We start from the raw sequence: 14871 nt of genomic DNA on the forward strand, positions 1-14871 counted from the left end.
TTCCTCCTTTTATTTTAGGTTTCCTCGCTTTTGATGATTTTATTTTACCTTCTGGTGCTTTTATAAACAATTGGAAATAAAAGTAAAAATGGGAGATTTGTACACAGTTTCCTTTTGTGCACAAATCTCCCATTGCTTTTAGATATGTTTACGGAACTCATTAGGGGTAATGCCGTATCGCTTTTTAAACACCTTAATGTAATATCCGAAATCCTTATATCCTACCATTTCTGCTATTTCATATTGCTTATAGCGATCATCTGCTATCAGCTTCTCCACATGCTTAAAACGCACATCTGTCAGATATTCCAGAAAGCTTTTTCCTGCATATTTCTTCAGAAGCCGGCTGATATAGGTTCGGCTCACATGAAACTTTTCTGTAAGATCATCCATTGAAATATCCGTGGCATAATTTTTCTCAATGTATGATAATATGCTCTGAACCAGCTTCCGGTTCCGCTCATCTGAGCCTTCTGTATTCTGCTTGATCAGTGTTCCAAACAGATTAAACATACAATTCAGGACTTCTTCTGTAGTTTCACATTGGGAAATTCGTTTTACTCCATCCTGAAGTACAGAAAAATTCCAGTTTTTATTATGTATTTCACTGTCCACTGCACAGGTGTATGGAAACTTCATACACCCAAACAGCAGATCCATTGCTGCAAATTTAACAGCTGCCCCATCCTCCGGTGCCTGGGCAAAAAGCTGGCGCAATTCCTCTTCCGCCTTTTCGAAGCTTTCCTGAAACAGTGTCATCATGAAGTGCATTCTTTCGCCTTGTGTGATCACAAACTCCTTCTGTTCCTCGTATTGCAGGTCTTCATATTTCAGAATAATGTTCATTCCAAGATAAATGCACTGTCTGCAAGCCTTCTGGGCTTTTCGGTACTGGGCATTCGCCTGATATTCATCTTCCGAAATATCACTGATTCCAAAATTCATGCATGCTTTCAAATACCGTTCCACTTCTTCCTGGATTTTCCCACAGGCCTGAAGTGCAAGATCCATACATTTCTGATTTTCTTCCTCTTTCGCAAACAAAAGTATGAAGTTATACTCAGCTGTAGCCGTATTATAATCACTCAACACCTGTATATTGTAATTGTTGAAAATTTCCTCAAAAATATTAATACAGGCAAATTCTTCAATCCATTTGTCGCCTTCGTGAAGTTGTTTTTCCCCAACTACCTTTCTTCCAACACATACAATGTATTTTTCGATGGTCAGCTTAAGGGATTTCGCCTGCTCCTGCACCACTCCTTTTCCCTGAAGCCTTCCATAGAGAAGATTTCCTGCAAATTTAGACCTTAGCTCCGGTACAGACTGATTAAAATACTTCTGTAAATCCCGAACCTCCTGCTGTTCTTCTTTTTTTGCACGTATTTCTTCAGCAAGCCTGGCTGCCATATTTTTTAATTCATCGTAATCAATGGGCTTCAGCAGATATTCCTTCACACCAATACTGATTGCTTTTTGGGCATAGGCAAAGCTGTCATAGCCTGTCAGGATTACAATGACTGTATCTGGATACATCTCGTGAGCCCGCTCGGCAAAATCCAGACCATCCATTCCAGGCATCCGGACATCTGTAAGAATCAGATCTGGCTTTATATGTTCCAGCTTTTCCAGTCCCTCCAGACCATTTTTCGCAGTAGCAGCCACCTGATATCCATAATCAGACCAGGGAAAAGAGCATAAACCATCCAAAATAATATACTCATCATCCAATATCATTACCTGAAGTTCCATCTTTCATAATCTCCTTCGCTTTTTTCAGAGGAATTTCCAGCACAACCAGAGTTCCCTTTTCTTTTTCTGATGTGATCGTCATTTTTGCTTTTCCGTGATATACATATTCCAGACGTTTTTGTACTGCATAAATACCCAGATTTGTATGTGTTCTTTCCGCCTTATGCTCCGGTTCTTCCTCCATTTTTAAAAGAGCTTCCAGCTTTTCTGCAGAAATTCCCACACCGTCATCCTTTACCTTAAATACTGCCATGTCATCCTGGATTTCTCCTGAAATATAGAGGAAACAATCCCAGGTGGCATTTTCGACTCCGTGAACAACTGCATTTTCAACCAGCGTCTGTATTACCATCTTAGGAATTTCCAGTTCATTCAGTTCCTCGTCTACCTCAATATACGAAGTAAATTTATCTCCGTATCTTGTTTCCTGAATAAAAAGATAGTCTTCAATATATTTCAGTTCTTCTTTCACACGTACCATGCTTCGTTTATTGCTGATGCTTGCCCTCATAAGGTTACTGATTGCAGTTACCATCCGGCAGATATTTTCTTCACCCTTTTTTCTGGCCATCCAGTTAATTGTATCCAGCACGTTATAAAGGAAATGGGGATTGATCTGTGCCTGTAATGCCTGAAATTCAATATCTTTATTTACCATTTCCATCTCTACAATCTGCTTCAGCAGCTTCTCAACCTTCTCAATGGTCTGGTTAAAAACCAAATTCATGGCTCCGATTTCATCTGCTCTTCCTTCCGGAAGGCGCACTGAGAAATCTCCTTTTGCAAATTTTTTCATAGCATTACTTGTTTTTTCAATAGGTCTTGTAATTCCGCGCGCCATAATATTAGCCAGAAGAATGCACAGAAGAATACTGATTCCGATCAACATCACAGTGGTTTTTTCCAGTTCCCGGGCCGTTTTCTGTAAAAAGCTGGTTGGAATCATCCCGGCAACTGTAAGTCCGGTTTCTGAGCTTGTCTGGTAAACAAGGTTGTAAGCTTTCCCATCCAGATTAAGCCACAGATTTCCGGAATTTCCATTAATCTGATCCACCCATTTCTGATCCTTCAGATCCATATTTTCCCCGGCACTTTCCAGAAGAATATTGTTATCCTGATCCAGCAAAAATATATGAGCCGACAAGGATTCCTGCGCCGTCAGTGTCATTTTCTTTAAATAACTGATTTTGATAGAAGCTCTTAAAATTCCAAGAGGCTCCATAGTCAATACATCTTTTATCTGTTTTGCCATATAGATCAGATTTTCGTCCACTGCATTATAGTAAACACAGCGTCCGTTGGAATTTTCTGCCATTGCGCAGGAAATTTCGGAGCTTTCTTCGTTAATCCCTCTGTCATTGGAAAGAAGATGGTTGGCACCGTTATAACCATACAGCTGAATATCATTTATATATATGCTTGTATAGCCCTGCAAAAGCAGTCTTCTGATCTGGCCGGCCCTTGAATAATAAGAATAAAGCTCGGACCCATCGGATTTATATGGTTTATCAGATTCCAGTTCTTCCTGTACAATACTGCTGTTTGCGATATATTCAAATGAATTTTCCACCATATCAAAATAATGATCAAGGTTAACAGACAGCTCATTGATCACTCCTGCTGACTGTTTCACAGTCTGCTCTGTTACAATTTCTGATGCAGACATAAACTGTAAAAAGCTGGCTGCCAAAAGTACAACCAGCGTAATGCTAAGTATACAATATAGATATTTTCTCTGAATTGAAAGATTCAGATACCATTTTTTTAACTGTTTCATTTTTCATCCACCTTATAAAAGCCGATACATTGTTTCAGGCAATGTACCGGCTTCCTGTTGTAAATATCCTTTATAAGTACTGACTGAATTCAACCTTCTCTTTATTCGGTCCTTCAATAGTGAAAAACTTTACTCCCTTTTCCCAGAATGGTAAAAAATGAATACTGTCCTGTGTGGTATTCAAGCCAGCCCCGTTAATGTACTGATAAATCTCTTCTATGTCCTTAACATCAAGTGCAACATGATCAATTGCTCCTGCACGAAGAGCTGCTGCGTGATTCTCATAGGTTTCCACAACCAGAGTTCCAAGCTTCAGGAATACAACCTTCTCGTCTGCTTCTTTGTTAACTGTTTCAAAAGCAGTTTCAAAGCCCAGTTTATGATAAAATTCTACGGTTTTATCAATATCGTTTGTTGGAATTCCGATATGCTGGACACCTGTTGAATAGTTTTTCAAATCCATCTTCCATTTCCCCTTTGTATAAATTTGTTTTTTCGAAAAGCTTTTTTACAATATACGCACAAGTTTTCTTATTTGTCAAGATTATAAATTCAGCTCATTTATTTCTTCCCATTCATAATCCTGCAAAATATCACTGCTGCCAGCGTGCTCATTCCGGTAGCAAAAATGGCAGGTCCTACGATTGCAGCAGGATTCGGACTGCCATACTGAGCGCGATAAGCAATCATATTGATGGGTAATAATTGAAGAGAGGAAACATTGATAATCAGAAATGTACACATGGATTTACTGGCAATTGTACTGTAACCATTTAGTCTGTCCAATTCCTGAAATGCCAGCAATCCAGAGCTGGTGCTTGCGTGACTCAGCCCAAGAAAATTAGAAAGAAAATTCAATGAAATATAATAATTGGCTTTCTCCTGATTCTTTAATTCAGGAAAGAGGAAGCGAAGAAGCGGCTGGATTCTCCTTGCCAGCTTTTCCACCAGCCCCGTCTGCTCTGCGATTTTCATAATGCCGGTCCAAAAGGCTGTGATTCCTGCAATTGCAATCACCAGATTCACGGCTTCCTTTGCCGAATTAATTATCGCTTCCGTTACCGCATCCAGGGTTCCTGCAAATGCTCCGTAAATCACCCCAAGCAAAAGCATTCCGCCCCAAAGATAATTCATCATAAAAAAATCCCTCACACAAGCATATTTTATAATATGTTTATGTGGGGAATACTTTTCTATGCATTTGAATATGTAATTGTGAAAATACGCAAAAAATCTGCTCTGTCAGAATCCGAACTCCTCATAATCCTCCGGCAGAAACCTATGATAAATAAAGTGAAAGCCTTCGTCTTTAAAACAATAGTAATAAATATCGTCCTCTTTAGCCACAAATCGGATATAAAAATCAAACTCTCCGTTATTCATATCCTGATACTCTGTTTTTTCCCCATAAGACGCAAACAGATTAAGCAGCTTTTCCTTCGTACAATCGTGCTGCTGAACCAGCTCGATAAGAACCTTGATGAACTCATTCTCTTTCATATTCTCATGTACATACACGCTGCCTGGTTCCGGAATATAAAAACAAAAACGGTCACCTCTGTGGGTAGCGGTCACCTGACCCAGCTTTTGTACCAGCGCTTCCGGCATATGTGATAATCTGGCAGCCATTTCATCTGCGCTGTCCCTGGCAGAAAAGAAATGATTCAGGGAAGACAGAGGATAATATAAATGAATCTTCTCCTCTTTGAATCCAAGCTTGGCCTGTTCTTCCTTTATTACATCTATTAAACTGTTTTCCAGCTTTTCAAATCCCGTCATAATTTCTCCTTTTTCACTTTATAAACCACATACTCGTGGCTGAAATGATAACCCAGCTTCTCTGCCAGCCCAACAGACATTTTATTGGCTGCATCCCAGTTTGGATAAAGCCCTCGTTTGTCACATTCCAGAAGCAGCCGCGCTGCTCCGATATATGCAAGACCTTTTCTGCGGTGGTCTTCACGGGTTACTACCTCAATTTCAATTCCACCATGGCAGCCAAGATTCTCGTCACTTCTTCTGCCATAACCAGAATAAGAGGATATTCCTGCGACTACTTCCCCGCCCGTTAAAATACAAACACCAAGTCCATACTCTCTGTATTGACTATAGCTTTCGTAGTTTGCTGTCAGGTCTTTGCTCCACTGTGTATCTCTGCAAATTTCAAAAAGTGCCTGGTCGATCAGTTTTATTTCGTACTCTCTCGGCAGACTTTGTGTTACCTTCTGAAGCTGCTTTAAATCAAAAACCCCAGGTTCCTTTTTAATTGCATAACGAACTGTTTTCTCGGCCTTCTCTCCGTAGCACTCCTCGATCATCTGTAACCAGTCATCATTTTGAGGCACCAAAATTACTTCCTCTGATGCACTGTTTGCCAACGCTCCGGAAATAACTTCTGAGTCCGTTTTTCCACTCAGGAAGCAGAAATCCCCAAGCATAACAGCACCGCTCTCCGGTTTTTCCAGAGAATCCACATATATTTTTCCCATTACGCCCTGCACCGCTGACCAGACTATACTATCCTGCCAGCCTGCAAAGAGGGCACTGGCTCTGCCTGTTTCTTTTAATTCACAAATCATACTATACTCCTTACGTGAATCACGCTCTGCCCCTTTCCCTCCTTGCTTAATTTGGTTAAGCAATTCCTACGGTTCTATATACTTATCAGGGGAGAAAGTGTATCCGTTCTTATATCTCACAGTTAAATAGAAGGTCTCTTTTCCATCTGTAACCTTTACAAAGCAAATCTTATTATCATCAAATTTGTCAGTAATGTCAATACTCTGGTTATGGAAATAACCCCATACTTTTCATAATTACTTTATCAATTGACTGATTGATTTTTCTTCTTAATAATGCCATAATAATAAAAAATTTGATTGAGGAGGTTTTCTCATGGAATTTCAGACACTTATTGAGAACAGAAGATCTGTGCGTAAATACAGTCCCAATACGGATATTTCCAAAGAACAGATCCAGCAGCTTATAAAGGCAGCCTTGGAAGCCCCATCATGGAAAAATACTGAAACAGGGCGTTATTATTGTGTTTTATCAGAGGATATGAAGCAGAAGCTTCGTAAGGAATGTCTGTGTTACGCTAATAACGATATAAAAACTGAGCATGCCGCTTTGATCGTCACTACCTTTGTACATAACCGCGCCGGCTTCCAGAAGGACGGCACACCTGATAATGAAATCGGTAATGGCTGGGGCTGCTATGATCTTGGTCTTCAGAATGAAAATCTGATCCTGAAGGCTGCAGAGCTTGGTCTTTCCACCCTGATCATGGGACTTCGCAATGCAGATAAGATTCGCGAAATGCTCTCCATCCCGGAATCTGAGACTATTGTCGCTGTTATTGCAGTAGGAACAGCAGATGAAGAACCAAGTCGGCCGAAGCGCAGAGAGCTTGAGGATGTTCTGAAATTTTTTTAAAGCATATTAAAAAATCTGGTAGCATCAAAACAGCTTGACATTAAAGCAATTACAAGAATATTATGAAAATAAATAAAAATCAGAAATGAGGTACATTATGGAAAAATCAACTGTTTATTTCACTGATTTTCGCTGCAAGGTTGGCACAAGCCAGCTGGACAAGCTGAAAAAATTATGTATCGCAGCCGGAATCAAAAATATCGACATGGATGGTAAATTTGTTGCCATCAAAATGCATTTCGGAGAACTTGGAAACCTTGCTTTCCTGCGCCCCAATTATGCAAAGGTAGTAGCAGATCTTTGTAAAGAGCTTGGTGGAATGCCATTCCTTACAGACTGTAACACCCTCTATCCGGGAAGCCGTAAGAACGCCCTGGAGCACATGGACTGTGCTAATCTGAATGGGTTCAATACTGTTACCACAGGCTGTCAGATCATTATCGGTGATGGACTTCGAGGAACTGATGATGTGGAGGTTCCCGTAGAAAATGCAGAATATTGTCCTACTGCAAAAATCGGCCGTGCTGTTATGGACGCTGATGTATTCATCAGTCTTACCCATTTCAAGGGACATGAGGCAACCGGTTTTGGCGGCGCAATTAAGAACATCGGAATGGGCTGCGGAAGCCGTGCAGGAAAAATGGCTCAGCACGCCAGCGGTAAGCCAGTCATCAATGAAGAGCTGTGCCGTGGCTGTAAACGCTGTGCCAAGGAATGCGGAAGTGACGCAATTACATATCCTGAGAAAAAAGCTGTTATCGATTATGATAAATGTAAGGGCTGCGGCCGCTGCATCGGTGCCTGCAGCTTTGATGCCATCCACAATCCACACAGCAATTCCAATGAGCTTCTTTGCCGCAAAATGACAGAGTATGCACAGGCAGTCTGTCACGGACGTCCATGCTTCCATATTGCCCTAGTTCAGGACATCAGCCCGAACTGTGACTGCCACGGTGAAAACGACGCTCCGATCCTTCCGGATATCGGAATGTTCGCAAGCTTTGACCCCATTGCCCTTGACCAGGCTTGTGTAGACGCATGTCTTGCAGCTGAGCCAATCCGCAACAGTCAGCTTGGTGACAACCTTGCGAAACCGGAATGGCATTGCCACCACAATCACTTTATGGATTCTAATCCGAATGTTGAGTGGGAAGCAACCCTGGACCATGGACAGAAGATTGGACTTGGTTCAAGAAGCTATGAACTGAAGAGAATTTAAACTTTAAATAAGGGGGTACCGCATTACTTTAAGCAATGCGGTACCCACTTATATTTAACCTCTTTTTGCCAGATATCTTTTAATCAAAAATGAGCAAAAATATGGAAATGTATAAATTCCATTTTCTATGCCCACATTACTGTCAGCCAGTTTTATTCCCCACTTAATATCACTGTAGTTTTCATTGTCAATCAACTTTCTTAGAGATTTTGAACGATTATTATTTGCCTTTACTTCAACTGGAACCAGTTCGTCTTTCGTTCTGACAAAAAAGTCTTCTTCTAAAGTTGCATTTTCTTTTTTGTAATAATATAGTCCTAAACCCTGTTTCAGAAATGCCTCTGCAACAAAGTTTTCATATAAAGCACCTTTGTAAACACCCATATTTTTATTTGCCCGTAAGTCCTCTTGGGCTTCCTCGTCCAAAGACGCAATCAGCAGTCCTGTATCCGGATAGTACAGCTTAAATTTCAATTCATCATAATTTCCCTTTAACGGTAATTCTGGATAATCCAGACAATAGCACACAGAAACAACTCCCGCATCCTTCAGCCAATCAATACAGCCCGAATACTCTCTGCTTCTTGCATTTTTCTCAATTTTACTTAACTGAAATTTTTTGTTCTCTTTTGCCAGCTGTACCGGAACACTTCTGTATACACTGGCAATTTTCGTTTGGTCTAATCCTTCTGCATATTTTCTAATATCCTCTTCATAATCTAGTTGAATTTGACGTTGAATTTCCAATGTATCGGAAAAGGTGTTCGTTTCTATATATTGCCTGATAACTGCGGGCATCCCCCCAAGCACGCAATATTCAAGAAACAGTTTTTTATAAACAGACAATTCCGTTTCAGAGAATACCTTCCCAGAACACATATGTTCCAGAATTTGTTCGATGTGTAAATCTGAGTAGCCTTTTGCCCAGAGAAATTCCTCAAAATCCATAGAGAACATTTCATAATCTGTTTTATATCCCACACTGTTACTGTGAATTTTTTTATAATTAATTTCCAGCAAAGAGCCGCTGCAGATTACATCAAATCTTCCATCCATCTTAAAAGACTTCAAAGAAGTGGAAATATCAGGAAATTCCTGCAATTCATCAAACACAATCAGAGTTTTTCCTGCAATAAATTTTTTAGAAGGATCAATGAGGGATATATTTTTTATAATATTTTCCACACTATATCCGTCACTTAATATAGTTTTATACTGCCCCTCCAGCACAAAATTTATAGAAACCACATTCTCATAATTCTCATCTGCAAAGTGAATAATAGATTCTGTCTTTCCAATCTGTCTTGCACCTTTAATGATTAGCGGAAGTCTGTTTTCTTTCTCCTTCCACTGCCTTAAGTAACTGTCTACCTTTCTTTTAAAATACATAACCTCACCCCTTCAAAAAGTCAATCACGTTTTTTGAGCTTTTATTCGCAGTTTTATCACGTTTTTCATTACTATTTTAGCACAAAAATCACGTTTTATGTATATTAAATTATTTAAACCTTTATCCGCTTTCCTATCAGCCACAAGCAGACTAGAGTGTGTTTGAAAAAAAATTCCGGCAAACAATGTCCTTCCACCGTTTGCCGGAACTTTTTTAAGATTTCTTTTTATGCTTCTTCCACAATTTTCACGCCCCACGCTGGCATTTGAAGGGCAGCCCCCTTTTCTACGGATGTATTTTCCAACAGTTCTTCGCCGTTCTTATATTCATAGGGCATTTCCAGCTCCACAGCACAATAATTCAGGAAATAACGAATAGTTTTACCCAGATCGTTGGTACCTTTTCGCACAATGATTGGGTAATGATACTTTGGGATTTCCACACCGGCTTCCGGAAGCACGGCTTTATAAACAGCCTTCAGTGTATCTTCATCTGTCATGCAGCCGATGTATACGGCCTGGCCTTTTCCGTAGTGGTTTCGGGTGATAGCGGCGTAATCTTTCCAATTATAGTGCTCGTAAGATGCCAGCACTTCTGCTCCCTCCGAAACCAGAAGCTCCATAAATACATTCGCAGCTGGGTGTGCATTGCCTTTCTGATCTGTTTTTTTCGGAATAATTTCCCCTGTTAAGCCCACATTTTTCGGGAAAGTGAACTGATCGTAATGGACTCCGAAGCAGTTGCTCAGAATATGCGGCTGTACCTCATGGCTTACCTTCACATTTTCGTTTGCAAAAGCACTCTTGAAGGACGCAATCAAAGTTCCTCCATTTTCCACGTACTGATTCAGTCGGTTCAGCAATTCGTCCGGTGCCGCATAAAGGGCAGGTACCACAATTGCCTTGTACTGATCCAGATTCTCAGATTCCGGCCATATAAAATCACATTCCACATTCATTCGATACAAAGTGTCGTACATCCAGCGCATTACATCATTGTAGCCGATTCCACCGTTTCCGGCTGCCCCCGGTGCCTGGTTTTGGATACCAAACCATTTCAATGCAGTAAGTGCTTCATTGCTCACAAGCACTGCCACATCATTTTTCTTTTTCAGATTTACCAGATGCTCTCCAAGACGGGCAAACTCATTTCCAATTATGCAGGCTTCCCGGTAAGTCGCATTTTCCTGGAAATCATGACTGAGAAGCCCCTTCCAGTAAGTTTCGCAGGCATTATGAATAGAATGCCAATGCCAGTACATCACGCAGTTTGCGCCAGATGCCAGGTGGCTGTACGCCTGCAGACGCAGCTGACCTTTATAGGGGGTCCAGCCTGGAAATCCCTGTGCTTCCGTTTCAAGCACCAGGTAATTGTCCTGCTTCAGGGAGCGGATCAGATCTCCGCCAAATGCAATCTCTGTTCCTGTAAGGTTATCCTGTGTAGGATGATAAATATCGGTTCCTGCAATCGTCAGGCATCTGGAAGCATGGAGATGATTAACATCTGGCTGCACTCCATAAGAAAATCCACGCCACTCAAAATCAAGATTATGTGTAATAAACTGATCCTCTCTTTTGTATTCATTCACAATATCTGCCTGCCAGCTAAGGAACCTGTCAACCAAGGTTCTCTGGAATTTTTCAAATTCTGCGCCAAGGCTTCCATTGATCGTACCACGTACATCCGGGAAATCTTCCCAGGCATTGATCCGATTGCTCCAATAGTCAAGGCCGAATTCATAATTTAAAGCATCCAGATCATCATGAAATTTTTCGCGAAGATACTTTACAAACTGCTCCTGCACATTTTTCCCTGCTGTTCCGTAATACTTGGTTTCATTATCCACCTGAAAACCAATAACACATTTTCTGTGAGCAGTGCGTTTCATCAGTTCACGAATCACCCGTTCTGCATAAAAAAGATACACCGGATGGGTAATGTCCATGATCTGACGGGCACCGTAAATGCCTCTTCCTCTTACTGTTTCAGCCAGCACCTCCGGATGCGCCTTCACCATCCAGGTAGGAACTGCGTAGGTAGGCGTACCAATGATCACATTGATTCCTGCAGCTTCCATGGCGTCCATTACTCTTTCTACGTGGGAGAAATCAAATATGCCTGGCTGCGGTTCACAGGTGCTCCATGTAGACTCCGCAATTCGAACGGTGTTGATTCCCGCTTTTTTCATCATTTCCACATCTTTGTCCAGGCGGTCATATGGCATATATTCGTCGTAGTATGCTGCTCCGTAAAGAAGTTCTTTCATGTTCATCCTCCATCTTTCCATCGTTTGCTATTATTGATTGTAACAAATTTGGGTTCCTGTTTATATCATATATTTCAGCAATTTATCATTTTTCTCATATATAATTTCTGTTCATTGGCCGCATGCCGCAAGATATTCTTTATGAACAAAATCTGTTCTTCGGACCTTTATTGGAGTATAAATTCTGATTCCCACTGAATTTCTACCTTATTGCCGTTGAAAGCAAGAGGCAGCCAGATGTATCTGGAATCTGCCAGATCCGTGCTGTTCCAGCGGTCTCCGAAGTAAATCCACTGACCGGATTTCGTCTGGAAAACGCAGGTGCTCTGGGTGTCAAAGGTAATGTCTCCATCTTTTCCCAGGCAAGGGTTTCCGTCGTTTTTCCATTCGCCGAAAATCTCATCTGCGGACCAGACCCGCGCCTGGTTGGACATCCATCCTGTGGTGCTGGAGGACATAAAGTAGTACCGCCCGTTTTCTCCCTTGAAAAGAACCGGAGCTTCCCGCATGGAGCCTGGGAAAAGGCGGATGAAATCTTCCTTGTAAACTGCCTCCTCCGGGTCTGCGGACAGGTATGTGTATTCCTCATTCAGCTTGGAAATGTACATGGTTTTGTTGTTTTCGCTGGTGTAGGCAATGTAAGCGATTCCGTCATCATCCTTGAAAAGGTTCATGTCTCGAGCTTCGCCTTTGGATGAGGGGAAACAGTCGATCTGGCCTTTTGGACACTGACTGAGACGGTATCTTCCAAGGAAACGAAAAGGACCTGCGAGGGAGTCGCTGATGGCTACGCCTGCCATTCCTACGTCATATTTGTAGAAATTTTTCTCAGTGCTGTCATCGCTGTGAAACCAGATTACGTATTTGTCGGTTTCCTCGTTGTACAGCATTTTCGGGCGCTCGATTACGGTATTTTTGTTGATGCAGTTATAGACTTCGTCCAGTTCTTCCTGGCTGTAATCCTGGTAAAGTTCCTGGAAATAGGAATCTTCCTCCAGCTGTTTCCGGGATTCCACTGCCCGAAGGACATCGCCCTGGAATTCCCAGTGGTACAGGTCATCGGATGTGTAGACTGCCACATCGTTGCCGAAATGGCCGGAGGACTTATCCTCGCCTACCCATACGTATTTCTCTGTTTTTCCGCCGTTGCCGTCTGGCACTGACATGAGCTGGATCTGGCCGCCGTGGGCCTGGATGGAATTACCGTCTGTGTCAAGCCAGGCGGCACCAGGGAGAATTGTGTCTTTCCCATCCACTGGCATTTGTAATTCTTCATTTACATACAACTGCGCACTCCCCTTCCCCAAACCGGAAAACAGGTCTGCGATGTCATAGAGTCCGCAGCCGCTTAAAGTTAAAGACGCTGTTATACAAACAGCTAATAGACCACCTATTTTTTTCAAAATATACCTCCCAATGCTGGCAGAACAGGAAATGCAGCTATCAAAACCAGCCCCAGACAGAACAATATTTTTCTTATAAGACTGTCGTTATTTTCTTTCAGCCGTGCTATTGTTAGAATCAAAAGCCCAATTCCATAAGGCATCAACGCCACACTATTGATTCCGCAAAATACAGCCAACAGTGCTGCTGCCAGTGAAACCAGCAATTCCAGAGCTTTTCCCCACACTGCTTCCTGAATTCCTCTGGTTTTCCACATCCATCCCAGCCAAATTCCACACAGCACTACGCTTCCAACTGCTGCCGCACGCATACAGCCGTTCATCCAGTCATCGCCTGTGGCATAAATAATTACCGCAGGGAACGCCCAGAACATTCCGAATATGTATAATATCCTGCTTAACAAACCAATCAGCTTCTGTTCTCTGCTGCCAAACCTTTTCCCTGCCTGCGCCATATCCAATATTTCCCCGAGAATGCAAAGTCCCATCCCCGCAACCACATACATCATGGTAAAAGACGGACTAAACACCATCCCCCGATACGCCGCCGCGAAGCAGACAATAAAACCAATTATAAATGCAAGATTCGTTTTTCTCATATTCTGCTACCTCAAAAATTGTACTTTCTTAAGTATAACAGTCTTTCTTCGGAAAAGCTATCTTAATCTTTTTGAAATGGCTGGAGCACTTCAAACATCGCCTTGTAACTTATGGGGAATATAGTATAATTAAGATAGTTATTTGAAATATAATGAAATCTGATTTCGTTTATATAAATGTTATGATATAGATGCCAAAAGGTCTTTTTACACTGATATCATACTAATAAAAGCAGAAATGGAGTACCTTACATGAACAATCATTTTTCCGCCAGTTCCAACGCTGGCAGAATTCTTTCCTGGCTGGCGCGGCACTGGAAACGGCTGCTGGCTGCAATTGTGATACTGGCTGCGATTGCCTTTGCCGGACATGAATTTTATCTTTTTTATCCTTATCTGAATCTGCCCCATGTAACAACTGCCGACCTGGATGCCCTTGATCTGGACGGGTACGACAAGGTGATGTTTGTGGCGCACCCGGACGATGATCTGCTCTGGGGCGGACGGCATTTGATTGAGGATGATTATCTGGTAGTGTGCATGACCCGGGGAAATGATCCTGTGCGAAGCGCAGAGTTTAAATCCGTGATGGAAGCCACTGGGGACAAATATCTGATTCTTTCCTACCCTGACAAAATCGGAAAAGATCGCAGCAGCTGGAGTTACTGGAAAAAGGATATGGAATCCGATATTGCCACTGTTCTGAACTATAAAGATTGGAAACAGATTGCCACCCACAATGCAGATGGTGAGTACGGTCATCACCACCACCAGATGACTCACCAGCTTGTAGAAGAAGCCTATAAAGAGACAAACTGCGGTGCTGATTTCTATTCTTTTGGAAAGTATTATGTAAACGACAAGATTCCCTACGACCTTGAGGAAATGCCTAAAGACCTTTACATCCAGAAGCGCAAACTGGCTAAGCTCTACGCCAGCCAACGGACTACCGTAAGAAAGATGTATCATATGCTGCCGTATGAATACTGGCAGGAGATAGCAATAGAAAAATAATGTATAACAACAACGG

The 14871-nt window shown here is 41.9% G+C and carries 14 protein-coding genes; 3 read left to right on the plus strand and 11 right to left on the minus strand.

The window, feature by feature from the left end; translation table 11 throughout:
• Window positions 1-138: 138 nt before the first annotated feature.
• From DWZ38_RS00840 to DWZ38_RS00865, 6 genes are all read right to left on the minus strand, one after another.
• Window positions 139-1752: a response regulator gene (locus DWZ38_RS00840; RefSeq protein WP_117849439.1), complete on the minus strand. Its 1614-nt coding sequence runs from the start codon at window positions 1750-1752 to the stop codon at window positions 139-141.
• A complete protein-coding gene (locus DWZ38_RS00845) occupies window positions 1724-3529 on the minus strand; it encodes a sensor histidine kinase (protein ID WP_117849440.1) in 1806 nt (601 codons plus the stop codon). Before DWZ38_RS00845 ends, DWZ38_RS00840 begins: the two co-directional genes overlap by 29 nt.
• 70 nt (window positions 3530-3599) lie before the next feature.
• Window positions 3600-3992 carry a VOC family protein gene (locus DWZ38_RS00850; RefSeq protein WP_117849441.1) on the minus strand — a complete coding sequence of 131 codons (393 nt, stop codon included), beginning with the start codon at window positions 3990-3992 and terminating at the stop codon, window positions 3600-3602.
• Window positions 3993-4090: 98 nt separating this feature from the next.
• A complete protein-coding gene (locus DWZ38_RS00855; protein WP_117849442.1) occupies window positions 4091-4666 on the minus strand; it encodes a nucleoside recognition protein in 576 nt (191 codons plus the stop codon).
• A 105-nt stretch (window positions 4667-4771) separates the two neighbouring features.
• Window positions 4772-5308, minus strand: a complete 537-nt coding sequence (locus DWZ38_RS00860) for a DUF3877 family protein (RefSeq protein ID WP_117849443.1) — start codon at window positions 5306-5308, stop codon at window positions 4772-4774.
• Entirely contained in the window at window positions 5305-6108 is an 804-nt protein-coding gene (locus DWZ38_RS00865) for a GNAT family N-acetyltransferase (protein ID WP_117849444.1), read from the minus strand. Before DWZ38_RS00865 ends, DWZ38_RS00860 begins: the two co-directional genes overlap by 4 nt.
• A gap of 316 nt (window positions 6109-6424) precedes the next feature.
• On the opposite strand from DWZ38_RS00865, the gene DWZ38_RS00870 reads away from it, so the two are divergent.
• Both DWZ38_RS00870 and DWZ38_RS00875 read left to right on the plus strand, forming a co-directional pair.
• Window positions 6425-6964, plus strand: coding sequence for a nitroreductase family protein (locus tag DWZ38_RS00870; RefSeq protein ID WP_117849445.1), 540 nt, complete (start codon window positions 6425-6427; stop codon window positions 6962-6964).
• 97 nt (window positions 6965-7061) lie between these two features.
• Window positions 7062-8183 carry a DUF362 domain-containing protein gene (locus DWZ38_RS00875; protein WP_117849446.1) on the plus strand — a complete coding sequence of 374 codons (1122 nt, stop codon included), beginning with the start codon at window positions 7062-7064 and terminating at the stop codon, window positions 8181-8183.
• Window positions 8184-8237: 54 nt separating this feature from the next.
• Here DWZ38_RS00875 and DWZ38_RS00880 read toward each other — a convergent pair whose 3' ends face one another.
• The 5 genes from DWZ38_RS00880 to DWZ38_RS00895 form a co-directional block, all read right to left on the minus strand.
• Window positions 8238-9572 (minus strand): ATP-binding protein, encoded by a 1335-nt coding sequence (locus DWZ38_RS00880; protein ID WP_117849447.1) that lies wholly within the window; start codon window positions 9570-9572, stop codon window positions 8238-8240.
• A 24-nt stretch (window positions 9573-9596) separates the two neighbouring features.
• On the minus strand, window positions 9597-9830 hold the full coding sequence (locus DWZ38_RS22425) for a hypothetical protein (RefSeq protein ID WP_178105243.1): 234 nt from the start codon (window positions 9828-9830) through the stop codon (window positions 9597-9599).
• A complete protein-coding gene (locus DWZ38_RS00885; RefSeq protein ID WP_117849448.1) occupies window positions 9800-11839 on the minus strand; it encodes a beta-galactosidase in 2040 nt (679 codons plus the stop codon). Before DWZ38_RS00885 ends, DWZ38_RS22425 begins: the two co-directional genes overlap by 31 nt.
• A 167-nt stretch (window positions 11840-12006) precedes the next feature.
• A complete protein-coding gene (locus tag DWZ38_RS00890; RefSeq protein ID WP_147342959.1) occupies window positions 12007-13242 on the minus strand; it encodes a glycoside hydrolase family 43 protein in 1236 nt (411 codons plus the stop codon).
• Window positions 13239-13841, minus strand: coding sequence for a hypothetical protein (locus DWZ38_RS00895; protein ID WP_117849450.1), 603 nt, complete (start codon window positions 13839-13841; stop codon window positions 13239-13241). Before DWZ38_RS00895 ends, DWZ38_RS00890 begins: the two co-directional genes overlap by 4 nt.
• A gap of 252 nt (window positions 13842-14093) precedes the next feature.
• Between DWZ38_RS00895 and DWZ38_RS00900 the strand changes: the two genes are divergently transcribed.
• Window positions 14094-14855, plus strand: a complete 762-nt coding sequence (locus tag DWZ38_RS00900) for a PIG-L family deacetylase (protein ID WP_117849451.1) — start codon at window positions 14094-14096, stop codon at window positions 14853-14855.
• Window positions 14856-14871: the final 16 nt, after the last annotated feature.

The organism is Ruminococcus sp. AF31-8BH (assembly GCF_003460605.1).
Classification (GTDB): Bacteria; Bacillota; Clostridia; order Lachnospirales; family Lachnospiraceae; genus Blautia_A; species Blautia_A acetigignens.